We start from the raw sequence: 20,041 nt of genomic DNA, 5'->3' as shown, positions 1-20,041 counted from the left end.
CGCAAGCCAATCTGTCATTTTACCGCCGCAGACCCATTAGAAGATCAAGCCCCAGCAAGGAGTTCGCGAACCTCATTTCGCACTCAAAAACAGAACAGTATCGATCGCACCACACCTTGGCATCCACCCCCTTCGAGGGAATGACCCCAGATTCCGGCGTAAAGAAACGCAAATCGGCCACAGACTCATAAAATTGTCAGGACTCTCACACTGCGACACAGCATGAAACTGATTGGATCCCTCACCAGCCCGTTCGTCCGCAAGGTCCGCATCGTGCTGGCTGAAAAGAAACTGGACTACAAGTTCATTGTGGAAGACGTGTGGGCGCCCGACACCCGGATCGCCGAAGCCAACCCGCTGGGCAAGGTACCGTGCCTGGTCATGGAAGGGGGCGAGGCCATTTTTGACTCACGGGTGATCGTTGAATACGTCGACACCCTGTCGCCCGTTGGCAAGCTCATCCCGCTGACCGGCCGCGAGCGTGTGGAAGTGCGCACTTGGGAAGCACTGGCGGACGGTTTGCTGGACGCTGCCGTGCTGGCCCGCATGGAAGCCACCTGGAATGGACGAACCGAGGCCCAGCGAAGCCAGGCCTGGATCGACCGCCAAACCGCCAAGATCGACGCCAGCTTGCAGGCCATGAGCAAGGGCTTGGGCGAGCGCCCTTGGTGCACGGGCACCCACTACAGCTTGGCCGACATTGCCGTCGGCTCGGCACTGGGCTACCTCGATTTCCGCTTTCCGCAGATCGACTGGCGGGAGCGTCACCCCAACCTGTCAAAACTGGCCGAGAAGTTGGCGCAACGCCCCAGTTTCGCCGACACTGCGCCGCCCACGGCCTAAGGCTTCAAGGTAAACGAGTCGGCACTGACACGCCCCCAGAACTGTTCAAACACAGCCTGGGGCCACACACCTTCGCCCCGCTCGGCGGCCAGCAAGGCGCCCTCTGCGGCAAACGGCAACAAATTCGACAACCTTCGAACCTCGGTGCCCGATACACGCCGCACGATGTGATCAGCCGTGATCTCCGACGGATGACGCAAGCCAGCCGCCTGCATCAACTCCTTCAGCGCCAACAAGGTATTGCGATGAAAGCGGTACACGCGCTCGGCCTTGTCGGGCACCACCAGCGCGCGCTGCCGCAGCGGGTCTTGTGAGGTCACGCCCGTCGGGCAATGGCCTGTGTGGCAGGTTTGTGCCTGAATGCACCCCAGCGCAAACATGTACCCACGCGCGGCATTGCACCAATCGGCCCCCAGCGCCATGGCCCGCGCGATGTCAAACGCGCTGATCACCTTGCCAGCACAGCCCAGCTTGATGCGATCACGCTGACCGATCCCGACCAAGGTGTTGTGCACCAACAGCAAACCTTCCTGCAATGGCGCCCCCACATGGTCGGCAAACTCCAGCGGCGCCGCCCCGGTGCCGCCCTCGGCCCCATCGACCACGATGAAGTCCGGCCACAGACCCGTGACCTGCATGGCCTTGACCATGGCGAACCACTCCCACGGATGGCCAATGCAGAGCTTGAATCCCACCGGCTTGCCACCCGATAGCTGCCGCAATTGCTCAATGAATTGCATCATCTCAATGGGCGTTGAAAATGCCCGGTGGGCCGCGGGCGACACGCAATCCTGCCCCATGGGCACGCCCCGCGCCTCGGCAATTTCCGGCGTCACCTTGGGGCCCGGCAAGACCCCCCCATGGCCAGGCTTGGCCCCCTGACTCAGCTTGAGTTCGATCAGCTTGACCTGCGGACTGCTGGCGGCCTGCGCAAACTTGTCGGGATCAAATTGCCCATCGGGGGTGCGACACCCGAAGTAGCCTGAGCCGATTTCCCAGATCAGGTCCCCGCCAGGCTCACGGTGATACCGGCTGATCGAGCCTTCGCCTGTGTCATGGGCAAAGCCGCCTCGCTTGGCGCCGGTGTTCAGCGCCAGCACCGCCGGCCCGCTCAAGGCACCAAAACTCATGGCCGAGATGTTGAACACACTGGCGTCATACGGCTGGGAACAAGATGTGCCCATGCCACCAATCCGAATGCGAAAGTCTTCAGACTCGATGTGGGACGGCTGCACCGAATGCGTGATCCACTCATAGCCCGTGGCACCCACGTCTTTTTGCGTCCCGAACGGGCGCTTGTCCGGCTCACCCTTGGCGCGCTGATAGACCAAGGAGCGCTGCTGCCGCGAAAACGGCGCCGCCTCGCTGTCACTCTCGATGAAATACTGCCGGATCTCGGGCCGGATGAATTCGAGCATGTATCGCAGATGCCCGATGACCGGGTAGTTGCGCAAGACCGCACGAGCAGACTGACGCATGTCACGAATGCCCAATGCAACCAACGCCAACCCCAGCAGCGCCAACCACAAGCCCCACAGTTGCCCTCGCCACACAAACGCCGCTGCGCCCAACACACAGAGCAATGCACACATCACCAAGGGTGCATAGCGAATCGGCACGTGTTCATTCAACCGCGTCAACCACTTGGGCATCGCATCCTCCGAAGGCGGTTTCCATCCGTTCTGGATGAGCCCCATCATGCGCCAGGCAAACCCATGACATCAGCATGTTTCCCCTCATCGTGGCGGTTTGGCGCTACACTTCCACACATAGCGCCGATTTGTCCGGATTGCGGGCGCTCAAGAAATTCCGCTAAAGAGGGCGCTGCTGACCGGCCCCTGCTTTGATGCGAGGCCGGTTTTTTTATTGTTTTGAACGTCGTAGCGTCATGTCTTCTCTCGGGGTTGTGACCCCTGCCTCCATGCACTTTGGCACCCCGCTGCCGCTGCAGAGCGGTTCGGTGCTCAAGGACTACACCCTGGTCTACGAGACCTACGGGCGACTCAACGCCGACCGCAGCAACGCGGTGCTGGTCTGCCACGCGCTCAATGCCTCGCACCATGTCGCAGGCCTGCATGCAGACGAGCAAGGTCAGCCCATCCCGAAAAGCCAGGGCTGGTGGGACAACATGATCGGCCCCGGCAAGCCGCTGGACACCGACAAGTTCTTCGTCATCGGCATCAACAACCCCGGCTCCTGCTTTGGCTCGACCGGCCCGATGCACACCAACCCCGACACGGGCAAACTGTATGGCGCCGACTTCCCGGTCGTAACCGTAGAAGACTGGGTCAATGCCCAAGCCCGCCTGCTGGATCGCCTGGGCATCGAACAACTGGCAGCCGTACTGGGTGGCAGTCTGGGTGGCATGCAAGCCCTGAGTTGGACGCTGCAACACCCTGAGCGCGTCAAGCACTGCGTGGCCGTGGCCACGGCACCCAACCTGTCGGCCCAGAACATTGCCTTCAACGAGGTGGCCCGCCGCGCCATCATCACCGACCCGGACTTTCATCACGGTCACTTCTACGAGCACGGCGTGGTCCCCCGCCGCGGCCTGCGTGTGGCCCGCATGATCGGGCACATCACCTACTTGTCGGACGATGTGATGGAAGAGAAGTTCGGCCGCGAAATGGTCGGACGTGAGTTGGGAGGCGCCCCCCACTACAGCACCCAGGACATCGAGTTCCAGGTCGAAAGCTACTTGCGCTACCAGGGCGACAAGTTCAGCGACTACTTCGATGCCAACACCTACTTGCTGATCACCCGCGCGCTCGACTACTTCGATCCCGCCCGCACACATGGCGGCAACCTGTCTGCGGCCATGGCACAGGCCCTGGCCAAGTTCCTCGTCGTCAGCTTCACGACCGATTGGCGCTTCTCGCCAGCCCGCTCACGCGAGATCGTCAAAGCCCTGGTCGACAACCGCCACGACGTCAGCTACGCCGAGATTGATGCCCCCCATGGCCACGATGCCTTCCTGCTCGATGACCCTCGGTACCACAACGTGGTGCGCGCCTACTTTGAGCGCATCCACTCTGAACTGACGGCCGACTGAGGAGCGCGACATGAGTGAAACCCATCTGCATCATGTGATTGCGCAGCTCATCCCCCCGGGCTCGCGCGTACTGGACCTGGGCTGTGGCGATGGCGCCCTGTTGGCGTTGCTGCGAGACACCCGTCAATGCACAGGTTACGGTGTGGAGTTGGACGACAACAAGGTGCTGGCCTGCGTGCAGCGCGGCGTCAACGTCATCCAGCGCAATCTGGAAGAAGGCCTGAGCATCTTCGAAGACAACAGCTTCGACGTGGTGCTGCAACTCAACACCCTGCAGCATTTGCGCAATACCGAAGCCATGCTGCGCGAGACCGCACGGGTGGGTCGGCAGGGCATCGTCAGCTTCCCCAATTTTGCGCACTGGCCGCATCGGTTCAGCGTGCTGCGGGGCCGCATGCCCGTCACCAAGACCCTACCCTATCAGTGGTACGACACACCCAACATCCGTGTGTCGACCTTTGCGGACTTTGAAGTGCTGGCACGCAAGAACGGCCTGCACATCCTGGAATCATTTGGGTGGCACGAAGGGCGTCGGGTCGACCAATGGCCAAATCTGATGGCCAGCACCGCGGTCTTCAAGTTCGACCGCGCTTGAAAAAAGCGGCGTCCACACAGGACGCCGCAAACATCTGAATCAACCAAAGAGCGAGGACATCTGACCACACGAAGATGGTCAGATGATGTGCGGGTCAGAACGCGTGGCGCAGACCCAGGACATAGGATTCACCATTCTTGTAGCCGGACTGCTTTTCATCGTCCAGCATGATGGCGGCATAGACATCCGTGCGCTTGGACAGGTTGTAGTCGTAGGCCACAGTGAAGATGGAATGCATCACACTCTTGGCGGTACCACCGTGCGCAGCTTTTTCCTTGCTTGCACCATATGAGGCCAGCACCTTGCCCGTGGCGGTCACAGGGATCGACGCACCGACTTGATACAGCGACGTGTGCATGCCATTCGTGCCGGTGTAGCCATGGTTTTCGATCTGGCCATATTCACCAAAGAACTTGGCAACGCCAGCGTCGTACGAAGCGTTGATCAAACCGAAGGTTTGGCGCTGACCCTTGGTCAAGTCCAGCTTCGGCGCCTCGGCAGAGCCCACGGTTTGCCACGAAGCCGCCAATGCCAGAGGACCTGAGGTGTAGTTGGCCGCCAACGCGTAGCTGGGGCGCTCGCTCTTGTCGGCCTGCTCGCCTGTTTCAGCCAGCACCGTGGCAGTGAAACCCGACAGATTGGGCGTGGTGTAGCTGATCGCATTGCTCCAGCCCGAGTCCGCCTTGTCATTGCCCCACTTGCCATAGGTCAGACGCACAGCGGGCGCGAGGCCAAACGAGCCGCCAAAGGGGTTGAACTGCACAGTTTGCAGATAGGGCAACGCGATCTGACGACCCAGCGTGACCTTACCAAAGCCGCCCTGGAGGTACAAGTTGGCCGCACGACTCCAGAACGTATCTGCTTGCGTCTTGCCTACGGAGGCATCGTTGCGGCCCGAGGCACCAGTGTCCGGACGCAGGAAGGACTCCAGAACAAAGCCGGCCTTCAGACCATCGCCCAGATCTTCCACCCCCTTGAGGCCCAGATAGCTCGTGACCATCTGGTTGCCATCGACCTTGGTCATGCGCGAATTGTCAGCGCTCCCTTTGGTGCCGCTGTACTGATACGAACCCAAGGTCAGATCAACCACACCATAAACCTGCACAGTGCTTTGCGCAGATGCTGTCGCGGCAAAACCCAAAGCAACAACAGCGGGGATCAGTGATTTCTTGAAAGACATGCGAACTCCTAATGAGGAAACTGTTCACTCGCCAAGATGGTGAACTGTATACAGTTACGCAGTTTTCATGCCAGCCAGATTCAGTGATTTGAGAGAAGTTATGCACCAGAAAGCGAAAAAGGCGCCCCGAAGGGCGCCTTTTATGCACAAATCAGATCAGGTGATGATCAGAAGTTGTGGCGGATACCGATGGCCACGGATTGACCGGATTCCAGGTCGGTTTGACGCTCATTCATGAATGCGCCGTACACGTCAGTGCGCTTCGACAGAGCGTAGTCATAACCCACCGAGAACACTTCGTTCTTGATGGAGTCAGAGCCTGCAGTCTTGAACTTGCTCTGACCGAACGAAGCCAGCACGGCAGCCTTGTCGTTCAGAGGAACGGACACGCCCAGTTGCCAGATCTTGTCCTTGTTGTCAGCATCAGCCGTTGCAACGCGAGTCGTCTTCACGTCGGTGTACTGCAGGAAAGTCTTGGCAACGCCCAAGTCGTAGCTGGCGCCCAGGTTCCAAACCTTTTGGTCAGATGGGTAAGCGGTGTTGGCGCTGGTGTAGCCTGCCTTCACGTAGGTCAGCATGGCGCTCAGAGGGCCAGCGTTGTACGAACCAGCCAAGGTGTAGCTGTTCTTGGTGGAGGAACCAGCGGCTTCCTTCAGAGCAGCCTGAGCCACCACGTTGAAACCTTGCAGGTTGGGGGACTCATAGGTCACCGAGTTCACCCAGCCGGTGTCGAAACCAACGCCGAACTTACCGTCGCCACGTTGACCGACGTAGTTCAGGTGACGCATGGTGGGCGACACGACCATCGAGCTACCGAAGGGGTTGTAGGTGTAACCAGCGGTGAACAGGGGGTTGTCGTACTGACCCAGAGCCACACGACCGAAACCACCGCTCAGAGCAACGCTCGAAGCACGGCTCCAGAAACCACCAGCCTTGTTGGCCATGTAGCCAGCGGCAACACCGGTGTCACCTGCCAAGAACGATTCCAGAGTGAACTCGGCCTTCAGACCGCCACCCAGATCTTCCACACCGGCAAAGCCGATGAAGCTGGTGGTCATGGCACCGCTGGTCACTTGGGTCGTACGACCGGAATCACCCTTGTCGTGTGCGCCTTCCAGCGAAGCAACGCCCATGTCGACCAGACCATACAGCTTGACGCTGGATTGAGCTTGAGCAGCGCCAGCAGCAGCCAGCAGAGCGGCCACGGCCACCAGGGATTTCTTAGCAATCATCAAGTTCTCCTGTTGAGATGAACGAATCTGAACCGATTCACAACCAAAGGTGGGGCTCGTGAATCGTTGAGATCATTGTGGGACGGAAATTCCAACAAGTGCACTAGAAGCAAGATGCGTGCACACCTGCAGGTGGGTTTTCCCGCCTTTTTTGTAGTCGCCACACAACAAAACTCATGTTGAAGTGCCGACACAAGACCTCAACGCAGCCCAACGTCATCACGCCGACACATTGCCGTGGCTCGATGTCTCCAGGCGTCGGCAGTCAGCGGGTCACCGCCCCATCACCTGCAGAATGGCTTCCCCGTAGGCCTGCAACTTTTTGGCACCAACCCCACTGATCTGCGCCAACTCGCCCAGCGTCTGCGGAACCGTTCGAGCCATGTCGGCCAGCGTCGCATCGTTAAACACCAGATAGGCAGGCAAATTGTGTTCGCGTGCCACTTCCGCACGCCACGCTTTGAGCTCACCAAATCTGACCAATGCGTCGCCAGTCAGATCGGCCAGCATGGCTGCCTTTGCACCAGATTGGGGAGTCCGGCCGCGAGTCCGCTTGGGTGCCTCGGTCGGCTCTCGCAGGGTCAGCTGCACCGCCCCCTTCAAGACCGCTCGCGCGCCATCTGTGAGCGCCAAAGTATTGAACTCACCCTCGGCAACGACATACCCAAGAGCGACCAATTGCCTCAAAACCGCTCGCCAATGGTTGTCGGACAAGTCTGCGCCGATGCCAAACGTGCTCAAGGTCTGGTGCCCGTACTGCGCCACCTTGTCGGTGTGCTTGCCGCGCAAGACGTCAATCAGGTGCCCAGCGCCAAATCGTTGCTGCCCGTGCTGCCAAAACCGGTAGATGCAACTCAGCAATTTGCGGGCAGCCTCCGTGCCATCCCACGTGGCGGGCGGGTGCAGGCAGTTGTCGCAGTTGCCGCAAGGCTGACTGGCCTCACCAAAGTAGTCCAGTAACCGCACCCGGCGGCAGTCATGCGCCTCAGCAAGGGCCAGCAAGGCGTCGAGCTTGCCGCGCTGAATGCGCTTGAACTCGTCTGACGCAGGGCTCTCGTCGATCATCCGGCGCTGGTTCACCACGTCGGCCAAGCCATAGGTCAACCAGGCATCGGCCGGCAGACCATCCCGCCCAGCCCGACCTGTCTCCTGGTAATAGCCTTCGATGTTTTTGGGCAGGTCAAGGTGCGCAACAAACCGCACGTCGGGCTTGTCGATGCCCATGCCAAAGGCCACGGTGGCCACCATGACCAAACCATCCTCTCTGAGGAAGCGGTTTTGATTGCGCTGCCGAACTGCGGCATCCAACCCTGCGTGATAAGGCAAGGCCGAGATCCCCTGCTGCGACAACCATTCCGCCGTTTCCTCCACCTTTCGGCGACTCTGGCAGTACACGATGCCCGCATCACCGTCGTGTTCGTCGCGGATGAAGCGCAGGAGTTGCTGACGCGGGTTGTCTTTCTCCACCAAGGTGTAGCGGATATTGGGACGATCAAAACTGCTGATGAAGACCCTGGCCGACTGCAGATCCAGGCGCTCGATCATGTCGGCACGGGTTTGATCGTCGGCGGTGGCGGTCAAGGCCAGGCGCGGGACATCCGGAAAGCGCTCATGCAGGACGCTGAGTTGGAGGTAGTCCTCCCGGAAATCGTGTCCCCACTGGCTGACGCAATGCGCTTCGTCAATGGCAAACAGACTCAACAAGCCGCGCTCATACAGGCTGGCCAATTGCGCCTGAAAGCGCAGATTCGTCACACGCTCAGGAGCGGCATAGAGCAAGACCAGTCGCCCTGACATCAGTTCTCGCTCGATGCGCTGCGTGTCATCCAGCGTGAGGGTGCTATTTAGAAATGCTGCATGCACCCCCACCTCTTCCAAGGCCCCGACCTGGTCGTGCATCAAGGCAATGAGGGGAGACACAACCAAGGTCACCCCCAAGCCGGCACGGTGACGCGCGATCGCGGGCACCTGGTAGCACAAGGATTTCCCGCCGCCGGTGGGCATCAGGACCAGTGCGTCGTGACCAGCCACCACATGGTCAACGATGGCCTGTTGCTGCCCTCTAAATGCGGTGTAGCCGAAGACTTCCTGAAGGATGGCCTGAGGCTGAGACGAAACGACAGACACGATGGAGGCAAGGACGCGACGAAACGCGCAAAGGCAAGGACGAAGTCCGCCATTGTGCGCTCGTCTGCCCGAGATCATCCCCCCATCGCTCGTGAGGGCGATGGGCGCCCAACTCAGGCTTCTCTAAAGAAGGCGACGGAATTTTGAAGCGCCTGAGCTTGCTGCTCCAGCGACGCTGCCGCGGCGGCAGCTTGTTCGACCAATGCTGCGTTTTGCTGCATGACGGTGTCAATCGACCCGACAGACTGGCTGACCTGATCGATGTCCATCGCCTGCTGGCGTGTGGTGGCCGTGATCTCTGAGACCACGTCACGCACATGCCGCACGGCATTGACGGCATCGGCGATGGTCTGCCCGGCACCGTCAACCAAGCCCGAGCCACGCTCGACACGCGCCACGCTGTCGTCAATCAGGGTCTTGATTTCGCGGGCGGCCGTGGCGCTGCGCTGCGCCAACGACCGCACTTCAGCGGCGACGACGGCAAAGCCCCGCCCCTGCTCGCCAGCGCGTGCAGCCTCGACGGCGGCGTTCAAGGCCAGGATGTTGGTCTGGAATGCAATGCCATCAATGACGCCAATGATTTCTGCCATCTTGCGTGAGCTGGCCTGAATGTCCTGCATGGTCTGGACGACGTCATTCACGGCGGAGCCACCTCGTTCGGCCACTTCGCTAGCACGGGCAGCCAATGTTTGCGCCTGCTCGGCGTGTTCTGCACTCAGGCGAACCGCCGTCGACAACTGCTCAATCGTCGCTGTGGTTTGCTGCAGGTTGGACGCCTGTGTTTCGGTGCGGGACGACAGATCCATGTTGCCCGATGCGATCTCCTTGGCTGCATGCGCCACCATTTGAGACGCCTCACGCACCTGAGACACCACCCCAAGCAAGCTGTCGTTCATGCGACTCAAGGCTCCGTTCAGCAAACTCACCTCATCGGAGCCGCTTTGATCCAGGCGCCGTCCCAGCCGACCGTCGGCCACGTCCTGCGCCACCGCCACGGCGGCCTGCAAAGGCTGCGTGATGCTGCGCATGATGATCACGCTCAGCGCCACACCCAACCCCACAAACGCCGCCAAGATGACCAGCAACTTCACAGCCGCCGACTGACCGCGAGCGTGCATTTCATCGACACCGGTCTCACGGCTTTGCTGGGCGGCCGCCATGACAGTCACGACCAGCTTGTCCAGTTGCTCGGTGGGCGGGCGGTCCTTGCCTTTGACGAGCTTGTCGACCACATGCGCGCTCTGATCCGCATCGGCGACGGCGTAATGTTTCAGCGCCTCCATGTATTGCTGGCTCAGCGTCGACAAGGCGGCCTGCGCCTGAGTCAACGGTGCGGGATCGAGTGCCAACTGCGCATACAGCGCAGAAAGTTCCTTGAGCTGATTCTGCGCTTTGTCACCTTCTTTGATGAAGGCGCCTTTGTACTTGTCGAAGGCGGCTTGGTCTCCCCCCCGAAGCAGCAAGTTTTTCCACTCTTGAATTTGAATTTTGAAGGTCACCTGGACCTCGCGCGCCAGGTTGACGGCCTTCTCAAAGTCGGCGGCATGTTGGCCACATGACTCGAATTGCGTCACATCCGCGCGGTGCACCTGCCACGCCAATCCCCCCATGAGCACCATGCCCAGCAGCAAGCTGATGGCCAGTGCGGCCACGCGCACGCCGATTTTGAATTGATCCAGTCGCATGGATGCTCCTTGTGTTTTTGTACTGCAGGGGCAACGCACCGGAACGACACATGCGCCAGCCTCCCCAGACCAGCGCCTCCGGTATCCATGAAGGCCTATCGGCTTCTGTTAAACAAACTTGAACACACCCAGTAGATTGACGCATAAATGACGCGAATTGACTGAATTTCCATTCATTCAGTGGCACAGCTTGGGGTTTGAACGGCTGCCGTACCCCGCTTCATGGGCTCACACTGCCGCCCAACACATGTGAGAAGGAGTCGTGTCGTGAAGCTGGCTGAATGCGTGGTCCTGGTGACTGGGGGAAGTTCGGGTCTGGGCGAGGCGGTCGCCAACATGGCGCATCAACAGGGGGCGCGCGTGATCGTCGCCGACCGTGTCGCACCACGCCCTGAGAGCCAACTGCGTCAAGCAGACCCCGAGGGGCTGCGCTGGCACTGGCAAGAAACCGACGTCAGCGACGAGACCCAGGCCGAACAAGCGGTCGCGGCCGCGATGTCACGCTTTGGCCGACTGGACGCCTTGGTCAATGCTGCGGGTGTGGCGGTGGTGGAGAAGCTGCAAGGGAGAGAAGGCCCGCACCGACTGAGCTCGTTTCAGCGCGCTCTGACCGTCAACCTGATGGGCAGCTTCAACATGATGAGACTGGCCGTGCCCGCCATGCTGCAATCACCTGAGCCTGAGGGGCGCGACGCGCTGGCTTCGCGCGGGGTGATCATCAACACTGCGTCAGTGGCCGCCTTCGACGGCCAGATTGGTCAAGTGGCTTACGCAGCCTCCAAAGGTGGCGTGGTGGCGATGACCTTGCCTGCGGCGCGCGAGTTGGCGCGGGATCGCATCCGGGTCATGACCATTGCGCCAGGCGTGTTCATGACCCCCATGATGGCCAGCCTACCCGAAGCCGCGCAGGCCTCGCTGGCCGCCACGGTACCGCACCCCTCCCGATTGGGGCAGCCGGAGGAGTTCGCTGCCTTGGTCCGCCACATCGTTGAAAACGATTACCTCAATGGCGAGGTGATTCGACTGGATGCCTCGTTGCGCATGGCGCCACGCTGAAAGCTGAGTCAAACTCAAAATTCAACGCCATTGAGTGGCTAAGTGAATTTGAGGGTTAGCCCTGCTCTTCAAGACGGATAGGGCGCGGCATGATGAAAACAAACTGAGTCAGACTCAAATTCATTGTGCCCACCGTCCAGCGACTTCCCTCCCGCAGCGCCCGCTCGCAGTCCCGTCTCCACGAATTGTTGAGTGCGGCCCGACGCGTGTTTTCCGAATGCGGGTACCAGCGCGCCACGATGGCGCAAATTGCGGAAGCCGCCGGGGTCTCCGAAGCCACGGTGTTCACCTACTTCGCAGGCAAGCGTGAGTTGTGCATTCAGGTCATCACGCATTGGTATGACGAGCTCAGCAGTGAGCTCGAGCGGGACGTCCCGCCCTTGCCCAGTGTCCATGCCAAGCTGCACCATGTCGTGCGAGCCCACTTGGTGACCCTGCTGGCCGATGGGTCCGGCATGTGCGCCTTGGTGCTTGGCGAAGGTCGGGCGGCAGAGCCTGAACTGTCTGAAGCCATTGCCGCCTGCAAGCGCCGTTACACCGCCCCCTTGATGGATGCACTGGCAGCGGGCCAGACACAGGGGCTGGTGCGTGCCGACATGCCGTTGCGCCTGTTGAGAGCGCTGGTGTACGGCTCGATGGAGCATGTGCTCTGGGACGCCATCGCATCCGCCAAACGCCCCGACATCAACGCCACCGCCGATCAGTTGACCGAGCTGCTGTGGAGCGCCCTGCAACCACGCGACGCCACCATGTCCGCCCTGACCCGTCTGCGCGACGAGGTCAGTGCGGCCCTGGCCCGCGTCCCATCTTCTTCTGCCGACCTGCCCTCGCAGGCCTGATTTGCCATGCCCGTCATCGAGAGCCAACTCAATCCGCGCAGCGAAGCCTTCAAGGACAGCGCAAGCGCCATGCACGCCCTGGTGGCAGACCTGGAAGCGCAATGGGCGCAGATTACCCAAGGCGGGGGTGAAGGCCCGCGCGCCAAGCACCTGTCACGCGGCAAGCTGCTGCCCCGTGATCGGGTCGAGCAACTGCTGGATGCCGGCTCGCCCTTTCTGGAAGTCGCTCCGCTGGCGGCCTTGAATGTGTACGACAACGCCTCGCCTTGCGCAGGCGTGATCGCGGGCATCGGGCGCGTGTCAGGCGTCGAGTGCATGATCGTCTGCAACGACGCCACGGTCAAAGGCGGTACGTATTACCCGCTGACCGTCAAGAAGCATCTGCGCGCCCAGGAAATTGCGCAGCAGAACCGCCTGCCCTGCATTTATCTGGTGGACTCGGGTGGCGCCAACCTGCCCAATCAGGACGAGGTGTTTCCCGACCGGGACCACTTCGGGCGCATCTTCTACAACCAGGCCAACATGAGTGCGGCCGGCATCCCGCAAATCGCGGTGGTGATGGGGTCGTGCACAGCAGGCGGTGCTTACGTGCCGGCCATGAGTGACGAGACCATCATCGTGGCCGATCAGGGCACCATCTTTCTGGGTGGGCCGCCCTTGGTGAAGGCCGCCACCGGTGAAGTGGTGACGGCCGAAGACCTGGGCGGCGGCGACGTGCACACGCGCCTGTCGGGCGTGGCCGACCACCTGGCTCGCGACGATGCCCACGCCCTGGCCCTGGCGCGGCAGGCCGTGGCCCGGCTGAACTGGCGCAAACAGCCCGAGTTGGCACTGCTGCCTGCGCGCGCACCGGCGTACGACGAACAAGAGCTCAATGGCATCATCCCCACCGACACCCGCAAACCGTTTGATGTGCGCGAAGTGATTGCCCGCCTGGTCGATGGCTCGGAGTTCGACGAGTTCAAGGCCCGCTATGGCAACACCCTGGTCTGCGGCTTCGCGCACATCGAAGGCATGCCCGTGGGCATCATTGCCAACAACGGCATCCTGTTCTCTGAAAGCGCCAACAAGGGTGCGCACTTCATCGAGCTGTGCTGCCAGCGCAAGATCCCGCTGGTGTTCCTTCAGAACATCACAGGCTTCATGGTCGGCCGCAAGTACGAAAACGAAGGCATTGCCCGCGCAGGCGCCAAGATGGTGACCGCCGTGTCGTGTGCGCAGGTGCCCAAGTTCACGGTGATCATCGGCGGCTCGTTTGGCGCCGGCAACTACGGCATGTGCGGCCGCGCCTTCAATCCTCGCTTCATCTGGATGTGGCCGAATGCCCGCATCAGCGTGATGGGCGGAGAACAGGCTGCCAGCGTGCTGGCCACCGTCAAGCGCGATGGCATCGAAGCCAAAGGCTGCACCTGGTCGGCCGATGACGAGGAGGCCTTCAAAGCCCCCATCCGCGCGCAATACGAGGCGCAGGGGCACCCGTACTACGCCTCGGCCCGACTGTGGGATGACGGCGTGATCCGCCCCACCGACACCCGCCGCGTGCTGAGTCTGGCCCTGAGCGCTGCGCTCAACGCCCCCATCCCCGACACGCGTTTTGGCGTGTTCCGCATGTAAGCCCATCCAGAGGACCTCAGCATGTCGACCCTCGATTTCCGCCATGAAGGCACCGTGGCGCACGTGTGGCTCAACCGCCCCGACCAGCGCAACGCCTTTGACGCCGGCACCATTGCCGACCTCACCCAGTGCTTCCGCCAACTGGCGCAAACACCGGGGCTGCGTGTGGTGGTGCTGGGCGCGCATGGCAAGGCGTTTTGCGCAGGCGCCGATTTGAACTGGATGCATGACATGGCGGGCTACACGTGGGACGAGAACCACGCCGACGCCACCCGCCTGGCCGACATGCTGTGGGCCATTGCCAGCTGCCCGGTGCCGGTGATTGCCCGCGTACAGGGAGATTGCTATGGCGGCGGGGTGGGACTGGTGTCCGCTTGCGACATCGCCATCGGCACCTATGCGGCGGGCTTTGCCTTGTCGGAAGCACGACTGGGATTGGCCCCGTCCACGATCAGCCCATATGTGTTGCGGGCGATCGGTGAGCGTGCCGCACGGCGTTACTTCCTGACCGCCGAGCGCTTTGACGCCACCCAGGCCCATGCGCTGGGCCTGCTGCACGAGGTGGTGGACGCGGATGCCCTGGACGAGCGGGTGCACACGCTGGTGCAAACGATTGTGAGCAATGGCCCACAGGCCGTGCGGGCGGGCAAGCAACTGATTGGCGACATTGCGGGCCAGGCCATCACCCCTGCCTTGCGTGACCAGACCGCCCGGCACATTGCCGATCTCCGTGCCAGCGAAGAAGGGCGCGCGGGCTTGCACGCTTTCCTGAACAAATCCGTGCCGCCATGGCAGCAAGGTGAGTGACCATGTTTCAGAAGATCCTGATTGCCAACCGCGGTGAAATCGCCTGCCGTGTCGCGGCCACCGCCCGACGCCTGGGCATCCGGACCGTGGCGGTCTACTCGGATGCGGATGCGTCTGCGCGCCATGTAGCGATGTGCGATGAAGCCGTGCACATTGGCGGCAACCGCCCGCAAGACAGCTACCTGCGCGCCGATCGCATCCTGGCTGCCGCTGTGGCCACCGGCGCCCAAGCCATCCACCCCGGCTATGGCTTCCTCAGCGAGAACAATGCCTTTGCACAAGCCTGCCACGACGCCGGTGTGGTGTTCATCGGCCCACCGCCATCGGCCATCGCAGCCATGGGCAGCAAGTCGGCCGCCAAGGCACTGATGGAGCGGGCGGGTGTTCCCCTGGTGCCCGGCTACCACGGAGACAACCAGGACCCTGCCTTCTTGCAAGCGCAAGCTGACCGCATGGGGTACCCCGTGCTGATCAAAGCCAGTGCAGGAGGTGGCGGCAAGGGCATGCGCGCCGTTCATCAGCCCTCGGACTTTGCGGCGGCCCTGGCCTCGTGTCAGCGCGAGGCGCAGGCCAGCTTTGGCAGTGCGCATGTGCTGGTCGAACGCTATGTCACCCAGCCCCGCCACATTGAAATCCAGGTGTTTGGCGACACCTACGGGCACTACGTGCATGTGGGTGAGCGCGACTGCTCGGTCCAGCGCCGCCACCAGAAGGTGCTGGAAGAAGCCCCTGCTCCTGGCATGACCGCCGAGCGCCGCGCACAAATGGGCGAAGCCGCGGTGGCCGCCGCGCGCAGCGTGGGCTATGTGGGAGCAGGAACCGTCGAGTTCATTTGCGAGCAAGATGGCCGGTTCTACTTCATGGAGATGAACACCCGCCTGCAGGTCGAGCACCCGGTCACCGAGGCCATCACGGGCCTGGACCTGGTCGAGTGGCAACTGCGGGTCGCGGCCGGTGAGCCCCTGCCGCTGACACAAGCCGACATCCGTTTTTCGGGCCATGCCATCGAAGCCCGCATCTGCGCCGAAAACCCGGCGCAACAGTTCTTGCCGGCCACAGGCACCTTGCAAGTCCTGCGCGCCCCTGCACACCAAAGCTTTGCGGTGGCCCCGGTACGCATGGACAGCGGCGTGCGTGAAGGTGATGCCATCACCCCGCACTACGATTCGATGATTGCCAAGCTCATCGTGTGGGGCGAAGACCGCAGCGCCGCGCTGGCACGGCTGGACGCCGCGCTGGCCGACCTGCACATCACCGGTCTGAGCCACAACGTGAGCTTCCTGAGACGCGTGGCGGCCACCCGCTCGTTCTCGCAAGCCCAGCTGGACACCGCCCTGATCGAGCGTGAACATGCGGCCTTGTTTGAGGGCCCGCCCTTGCCCATCGAACACACGGTCGCGGGCGCCATCTTGCGCCTGCACAGCGACGAGACCCATCAAGCCGGTGCCGACCCCTGGTCGCACCCGGATCACTGGCGACTGCACGGCCAGGCCCGCCGGGAGATTCGCCTGCATGTCGACGGACAGTCCCTGCGAGTGATTCAGACCGTGCAGGCCGACGGCACCTGGCAACTGAGCTGGGATGCGGTCAAGGTGTCTGTGCGCCCCTTCAGCCTATCTGACGGGCCGGTGCTGGACGCCGACGTGCACGGTCAACGGCTGCGCCTGAGTGTGTACCGACATGGTCAGGATCTGGATGTGTTCACCCCGGCCGGGCATGCCCGGGTTCAACGGGTGGACCCCTTGCATCAAGGGGATACCAGCGGCGCCGGATCGGGCCGTCTGACCGCGCTGATGCCCGGCAAGGTGGTGGCGATTCTGGTGCAGGCCGGCCAGTCCGTGAAACAGGGGGATGCGCTCGCCGTGACCGAAGCCATGAAAATGGAGCACACCCTGACCGCCCCACACGATGGCACGGTATCGGCCGTGCTGTGCGGGGTTGGCGATCAGGTGGCCGAAGGCGTGGAGTTGCTGCGCCTGGATGTGGCCGCCTGACACCCTCACGAGATCACACCATGAGCCTGACTGCTTTCCCCACTCACGTTACCCTGGTCGATGTCGGCCCACGAGACGGCTTGCAAAACGAATCGCAGCCTGTTCCGGCTGCGGCCAAGATCGAACTGGTCCACCGCCTGCAGGCCGCCGGCCTGCGCCAGATCGAAGTCACCAGCTACGTCAGCCCCAAGTGGGTGCCCCAGATGGCCGACAACGCCGAGGTGATGGCCGGCATCCAGCGCCAGGCCGGCGTGCGCTACAGCGTGCTGACGCCCAATATGAAGGGCTTTGAGGGTGCGCTGGCCGCCCAGGCCGATGAGGTGGTGATCTTTGCTGCGGCCAGCGAAGCCTTTAGTCAGCGCAACATCAATTGCTCCATTGCCGAGTCCATCGAACGCTTTCGCCCGGTGGCCGAAGCGGCCCGTGCGCACGGCATGAAAGTGCGCGCAGCCGTGTCGTGCGCGCTGGGTTGCCCCTATCAAGGCGAGGTGTCGCTGGACACCGTCGAAGAGGTGGTGCAACGCCTGCTCGACATCGGCACCCAGCACGTGGGCGTGGCCGACACGATTGGCGTGGGCACAGCAGGCCGCGTCAAGGCCGTGATGGCGCGCGCCCTCAAGCACGTGCCATTGGCCGAGTTGAGTGGTCACTTCCACGACACCTATGGTCAGGCGCTGACCAACATCTATGCCTGCCTTGAGATGGGCATCCACACCTTTGACGCCAGCGTAGGCGGCTTGGGTGGCTGCCCCTACGCCAAGGGGGCCACCGGCAACGTCGCCACCGAAGACGTGGTGTACCTGCTGCACGGCCAGGGCATCCAGACCGGCATTGACCTGGACGCATTGGTTGATGCGGGCGCCTACATCTCGGGCGTGTTGGGCCGCAAACCGGTTTCACGCGTCAGCAATGCCTTGCTGGCCAAGCGGCAAACGTCCTGACGAGGGCCTGACCCGTTCCTTTTCCCATCGCTTTCGCTAACGAGACTGCTTACCGAGGAGACAAACATGAGCCTGCCGGGACTGAATCATCACCTGGGCGAAGACATTGATGCCTTGCGCGACAGCGTGCGGACCTTTGTGGACAAGGAACTGGCCCCGCGTGCGGCCGACATTGACCGCGACAACTTCTTTCCCATGGACATGTGGAAGAAGTTGGGGGACCTGGGGCTGCATGGCCTGACCGTGTCCGAGGCCTACGGTGGCACCAACATGGGCTACCTGGCCCACATGGTGGCCATGGAGGAAGTCAGCCGGGGCAGCGCCTCGGTGGGGCTGAGCTACGGCGCGCACTCCAACCTGTGTGTGAACCAGATTCACCGCAACGGCACGGAGGCCCAAAAGCAGAAGTACCTGCCCAAGCTGGTCAGTGGCGACTTTGTGGGCGCCCTCGCCATGAGCGAGCCCAATGCGGGCTCGGACGTGGTCAGCATGAAGCTGCGCGCCGACAAAAAGGGCGACCACTACGTGCTCAATGGCAGCAAGATGTGGATCACCAATGGTGGCGACGCCGACGTGCTGGTGGTCTATGCCAAAACCAACCCCGAGGCCGGCGCCAAGGGCATGACGGCCTTCCTGATCGAAAAGGGCATGAAGGGTTTCAGCAAAGGCCCGCACCTCGACAAGCTGGGCATGCGAGGCTCCAACACCTACCCCCTGTTCTTCGAAGATTGCGAAGTCCCGGTTGAGAACGTGCTGGGTGGCGAAGGCAATGGCGTCAAGGTGCTGATGAGCGGCCTGGACTACGAGCGCGCGGTGCTGTCGGGCGGCCCACTGGGCATCATGCAAGCCGTGATGGACAGCGTCGTGCCCTATGTGCACGAACGCAAGCAGTTTGGTCAGGCGATTGGCGAGTTCCAGCTGCTGCAAGGCAAGCTGGCCGACATGTACACGGTGCAACAAGCCGCCCGCGCGTTTGGCTACACCGTCGCCAAAAACCTCGATGCGCTGGGCAGCGCACATGCCCGCCACGTGCGCAAGGACTGCGCCGCGCTCATTTTGTGGACCGCAGAAAAAGCCACTTGGATGGCCGGCGAAGGCATCCAGATCTTTGGCGGCAACGGCTACATCAACGACTACCCACTGGGGCGCTTGTGGCGTGACGCCAAGCTGTACGAAATTGGCGCCGGCACCAGCGAAATCCGCCGCATGCTGATCGGCCGCGAACTGTTTGCCGAAACGGCCTGATCAGCCCGCCTGACAGGCCACCGAACCGTCCACAAAGGCCAGCAACTGGCCTTTGTGCATGGGCACCCAGGGCTCATCGGTGGTCAGGGGTTCGGTGGCGACCACCACCACGCGGTCACCGGCTTGCGTGAGGTCGGCAAAGTCCACCTCGATGTCTTCATCTTGCAGGCGCGCACGCCCAAAGGGGTGCTGCCGGATCAGGTACTGCAGCTTGGTCGTGCAATGGGCCCACAAGGCATCGCCCTGACTGAGCATGAAGTTGAAGGTCCCGTGGGTGGCCACTTGGGGCACCAGCTCGCCCAAGGTATGCGTCAACTCGGCCACCGAGGGCATGCTGGCATGACTCTTGGCCAGCTCCTGCATCAGCCAGCAAAAGGCACGCTCGCTGTCGGTGTCACCCACCGGACGAAACGCCGCATGCAGCTTGGGCGCAAAATCCACCAGATTGCCGTTGTGTGCGAACACCCAGTAGCGGCCCCACAGTTCACGCACAAAAGGGTGGCAGTTTTCTAGCACCACACGCCCCTGCGTGGCTTTGCGAATGTGGGCAATGGTGTTGCGGCTCTGGATGGGGTAGCGCTTGATCAGCTCGGCCACCGGGGAATCTGCGGCCGCCAGATGGTCAACAAACAGACGCACGCCACGCCCCTCGAAGAAGGCGATGCCAAACCCATCTGCATGCTCACGCGAACGCTGGGCGAAGCCTGAAAAGCTGAAAACGATGTCGGTGGGCGTGTTGCCGTTCATGCCCAAGAGCTGGCACATGGGACGTGTCCTATGGAATGCAATGCGAGGATGCCGCGATGATACGGCGTCCTGCTGGGCGGCCAT

The 20,041-nt window shown here is 62.0% G+C and carries 16 protein-coding genes and 1 riboswitch; of the genes, 10 read left to right on the top strand and 6 right to left on the bottom strand.

Annotated elements, in window-relative coordinates; translation table 11 throughout:
• The first annotated feature begins 222 nt into the window (after positions 1-222).
• Positions 223-843: a glutathione S-transferase N-terminal domain-containing protein gene (locus ACOYNB_RS02335; protein WP_422837512.1), complete on the top strand. Its 621-nt coding sequence runs from the start codon at positions 223-225 to the stop codon at positions 841-843.
• Here ACOYNB_RS02335 and ACOYNB_RS02330 read toward each other — a convergent pair.
• Complete coding sequence (locus ACOYNB_RS02330) at positions 840-2,495, bottom strand: FMN-binding glutamate synthase family protein (protein ID WP_422837511.1); 1,656 nt, start codon at positions 2,493-2,495, stop codon at positions 840-842. The genes ACOYNB_RS02335 and ACOYNB_RS02330 overlap by 4 nt on opposite strands.
• 110 nt (positions 2,496-2,605) lie before the next feature.
• Positions 2,606-2,680: riboswitch (SAM riboswitch) on the top strand.
• 51 nt (positions 2,681-2,731) lie between these two features.
• Between ACOYNB_RS02330 and metX the strand changes: the two genes are divergently transcribed.
• Together metX and metW are read left to right on the top strand one after the other, a co-directional pair.
• Complete coding sequence (gene metX / locus ACOYNB_RS02325; RefSeq protein WP_422837510.1) at positions 2,732-3,895, top strand: homoserine O-succinyltransferase MetX; 1,164 nt, start codon at positions 2,732-2,734, stop codon at positions 3,893-3,895.
• A gap of 10 nt (positions 3,896-3,905) precedes the next feature.
• Positions 3,906-4,490, top strand: coding sequence for a methionine biosynthesis protein MetW (gene metW, locus ACOYNB_RS02320; protein WP_422837508.1), 585 nt, complete (start codon positions 3,906-3,908; stop codon positions 4,488-4,490).
• 94 nt (positions 4,491-4,584) lie between these two features.
• On the opposite strand, the gene ACOYNB_RS02315 is transcribed toward metW, so the two are convergent.
• The 4 genes from ACOYNB_RS02315 to ACOYNB_RS02300 all read right to left on the bottom strand — a co-directional run bounded on the left by ACOYNB_RS02315 (position 4,585) and on the right by ACOYNB_RS02300 (position 10,714).
• Positions 4,585-5,670: a porin gene (locus ACOYNB_RS02315; RefSeq protein WP_422837506.1), complete on the bottom strand. Its 1,086-nt coding sequence runs from the start codon at positions 5,668-5,670 to the stop codon at positions 4,585-4,587.
• Between the two features lie 167 nt (positions 5,671-5,837).
• On the bottom strand, positions 5,838-6,902 hold the full coding sequence (locus tag ACOYNB_RS02310; protein WP_422837505.1) for a porin: 1,065 nt from the start codon (positions 6,900-6,902) through the stop codon (positions 5,838-5,840).
• 273 nt (positions 6,903-7,175) lie between these two features.
• Positions 7,176-9,107: a DNA helicase RecQ gene (recQ, locus tag ACOYNB_RS02305; RefSeq protein WP_422837504.1), complete on the bottom strand. Its 1,932-nt coding sequence runs from the start codon at positions 9,105-9,107 to the stop codon at positions 7,176-7,178.
• 35 nt (positions 9,108-9,142) lie between these two features.
• A complete protein-coding gene (locus tag ACOYNB_RS02300; protein WP_422837503.1) occupies positions 9,143-10,714 on the bottom strand; it encodes a methyl-accepting chemotaxis protein in 1,572 nt (523 codons plus the stop codon).
• Between the two features lie 267 nt (positions 10,715-10,981).
• On the opposite strand from ACOYNB_RS02300, the gene ACOYNB_RS02295 reads away from it, so the two are divergent.
• From ACOYNB_RS02295 to ACOYNB_RS02265, 7 genes are all read left to right on the top strand, one after another.
• Complete coding sequence (locus ACOYNB_RS02295; protein ID WP_422837502.1) at positions 10,982-11,770, top strand: SDR family NAD(P)-dependent oxidoreductase; 789 nt, start codon at positions 10,982-10,984, stop codon at positions 11,768-11,770.
• Positions 11,771-11,895: 125 nt separating this feature from the next.
• A complete protein-coding gene (locus ACOYNB_RS02290) occupies positions 11,896-12,609 on the top strand; it encodes a TetR/AcrR family transcriptional regulator (protein ID WP_422837501.1) in 714 nt (237 codons plus the stop codon).
• A gap of 6 nt (positions 12,610-12,615) precedes the next feature.
• Positions 12,616-14,223: a carboxyl transferase domain-containing protein gene (locus tag ACOYNB_RS02285; RefSeq protein WP_422837500.1), complete on the top strand. Its 1,608-nt coding sequence runs from the start codon at positions 12,616-12,618 to the stop codon at positions 14,221-14,223.
• A gap of 21 nt (positions 14,224-14,244) precedes the next feature.
• Positions 14,245-15,030: an enoyl-CoA hydratase/isomerase family protein gene (locus ACOYNB_RS02280; RefSeq protein WP_422837499.1), complete on the top strand. Its 786-nt coding sequence runs from the start codon at positions 14,245-14,247 to the stop codon at positions 15,028-15,030.
• 2 nt (positions 15,031-15,032) lie between these two features.
• A complete protein-coding gene (locus ACOYNB_RS02275; RefSeq protein ID WP_422837497.1) occupies positions 15,033-17,024 on the top strand; it encodes an acetyl/propionyl/methylcrotonyl-CoA carboxylase subunit alpha in 1,992 nt (663 codons plus the stop codon).
• 20 nt (positions 17,025-17,044) lie between these two features.
• Positions 17,045-17,965 carry a hydroxymethylglutaryl-CoA lyase gene (locus ACOYNB_RS02270; RefSeq protein WP_422837496.1) on the top strand — a complete coding sequence of 307 codons (921 nt, stop codon included), beginning with the start codon at positions 17,045-17,047 and terminating at the stop codon, positions 17,963-17,965.
• 66 nt (positions 17,966-18,031) lie between these two features.
• The gene (locus tag ACOYNB_RS02265) at positions 18,032-19,210 is read left to right on the top strand and encodes an isovaleryl-CoA dehydrogenase (RefSeq protein WP_374257847.1); all 1,179 of its coding nucleotides are present in this window, start codon (positions 18,032-18,034) and stop codon (positions 19,208-19,210) included.
• On the opposite strand, the gene ACOYNB_RS02260 is transcribed toward ACOYNB_RS02265, so the two are convergent.
• A complete protein-coding gene (locus tag ACOYNB_RS02260; RefSeq protein ID WP_422837495.1) occupies positions 19,211-19,975 on the bottom strand; it encodes a class II glutamine amidotransferase in 765 nt (254 codons plus the stop codon).
• Between the last annotated feature and the right edge of the window lie 66 nt (positions 19,976-20,041).

Origin of the sequence: Aquabacterium sp. (assembly GCF_049317225.1) — a bacterium.
In the GTDB taxonomy this organism is placed as follows: Bacteria; Pseudomonadota; Gammaproteobacteria; order Burkholderiales; family Burkholderiaceae_C; genus Aquabacterium.
Note: the sequence above shows the minus strand (reverse complement) of the source record. Positions and strands in the feature narration are given on the sequence as shown.

Bases quoted from the DNA above. Each gene is read 5' to 3' on its own strand.
- recQ (WP_422837504.1), bottom strand. From the start codon at position 9,107: ATGATCTCGGGCAGACGAGCGCACAATGGCGGACTTCGTCCTTGCCTT.
- ACOYNB_RS02335 (WP_422837512.1), top strand. From the start codon at position 223: ATGAAACTGATTGGATCCCTCACCAGCCCGTTCGTCCGCAAGGTCCGC.
- ACOYNB_RS02300 (WP_422837503.1), bottom strand. From the start codon at position 10,714: ATGCGACTGGATCAATTCAAAATCGGCGTGCGCGTGGCCGCACTGGCC.
- ACOYNB_RS02270 (WP_422837496.1), top strand. From the start codon at position 17,045: ATGAGCCTGACTGCTTTCCCCACTCACGTTACCCTGGTCGATGTCGGC.
- metW (WP_422837508.1), top strand. From the start codon at position 3,906: ATGAGTGAAACCCATCTGCATCATGTGATTGCGCAGCTCATCCCCCCG.
- ACOYNB_RS02280 (WP_422837499.1), top strand. From the start codon at position 14,245: ATGTCGACCCTCGATTTCCGCCATGAAGGCACCGTGGCGCACGTGTGG.
- ACOYNB_RS02265 (WP_374257847.1), top strand. From the start codon at position 18,032: ATGAGCCTGCCGGGACTGAATCATCACCTGGGCGAAGACATTGATGCC.
- ACOYNB_RS02315 (WP_422837506.1), bottom strand. From the start codon at position 5,670: ATGTCTTTCAAGAAATCACTGATCCCCGCTGTTGTTGCTTTGGGTTTT.
- ACOYNB_RS02260 (WP_422837495.1), bottom strand. From the start codon at position 19,975: ATGTGCCAGCTCTTGGGCATGAACGGCAACACGCCCACCGACATCGTT.
- ACOYNB_RS02285 (WP_422837500.1), top strand. From the start codon at position 12,616: ATGCCCGTCATCGAGAGCCAACTCAATCCGCGCAGCGAAGCCTTCAAG.
- ACOYNB_RS02275 (WP_422837497.1), top strand. From the start codon at position 15,033: ATGTTTCAGAAGATCCTGATTGCCAACCGCGGTGAAATCGCCTGCCGT.
- metX (WP_422837510.1), top strand. From the start codon at position 2,732: ATGTCTTCTCTCGGGGTTGTGACCCCTGCCTCCATGCACTTTGGCACC.
- ACOYNB_RS02330 (WP_422837511.1), bottom strand. From the start codon at position 2,495: ATGCCCAAGTGGTTGACGCGGTTGAATGAACACGTGCCGATTCGCTAT.
- ACOYNB_RS02310 (WP_422837505.1), bottom strand. From the start codon at position 6,902: ATGATTGCTAAGAAATCCCTGGTGGCCGTGGCCGCTCTGCTGGCTGCT.